Below are 774 nucleotides of genomic sequence, written 5' to 3'. Positions count from 1 at the left end.
TGAAGTGACCCCCAATAGTTGGACTATCCAATTACTGGGGGTCTTTTTATGTCCAAATATCACAGAGTATTTAAGTTAAACCTAGCGCGACTAGCGCAAGAAGAGAGTTCAGGAGTCTTAGGTTCAAAGTTTGAAGTACGCCCTAACCTTATTCGTTATTGGTCTCAAGTTTATCGCATCAACGGCTTTGATAGTTTTGTTCATAAGCAACTTCCTTACTCCTTCGAATTTAAGATTCATGTACTTGAAACTATGTCAGTGAACAATTGGTCACTGGCTTATACCAGCGCCTATTTCGACTTATCATCCCCTGGTATTTTATTTCAATGGCAAAAGCTTTATGCTCGCGGTGGTATAACCCGTCTAATACCAAAGAACAAAGGTAGGCCTCGCGTGACTAATCATTCTTCGACTTCTAAACCATCAGCAGAAATGTCTGAAAAAGAGCTCAGGGAAGAATTGGATTACCTACGTGCAGAGAACGCTGTCTTAAAAAAGTTAGAAGCCTTGGCTCAAGCCAGAAAGAAAAAAGCAAAGACAAAACGATAGTTGTCGAAGAGCTCAAGGCAAAGTACAGCTTACAACACTTATTAAAAGTCACAGGGCTTCCCAAGAGCGTGTATTACTACCATCGTAATACACTTAATCGGCCTAGTTCCAATACTGACTTACGCGTAAAAATACGTGATATCTATCACAACCATAAAGGGCGATACGGCTATCGTAGAATTACTTGTGCGCTAAGAGCCATGGGCTTAGTGGTTAATCATAAAC

The 774-nt window shown here is 40.7% G+C and carries 2 protein-coding genes; both read left to right on the top strand.

What is annotated here, in order from left to right; all coding sequences use genetic code 11:
• Positions 1-48: 48 nt before the first annotated feature.
• Positions 49-549, top strand: a complete 501-nt coding sequence (locus GLIP_RS10130; protein WP_008844526.1) for a transposase — start codon at positions 49-51, stop codon at positions 547-549.
• A gap of 68 nt (positions 550-617) precedes the next feature.
• Positions 618-774: IS3 family transposase (locus GLIP_RS22500; RefSeq protein WP_161602049.1), on the top strand; the 157-nt coding region annotated here is incomplete at its 3' end.

It is taken from the genome of Aliiglaciecola lipolytica E3, from assembly GCF_000314975.1.
Lineage (GTDB): Bacteria > Pseudomonadota > Gammaproteobacteria > Enterobacterales > Alteromonadaceae > Aliiglaciecola > Aliiglaciecola lipolytica.
This window is presented reverse-complemented; position numbering and strand designations above follow the sequence as displayed.

What these genes read in the sequence shown, in the direction of transcription:
- GLIP_RS10130 (WP_008844526.1), top strand. Translation starts at nt 49, where the DNA reads ATGTCCAAATATCACAGAGTATTTAAGTTAAACCTAGCGCGACTAGCG.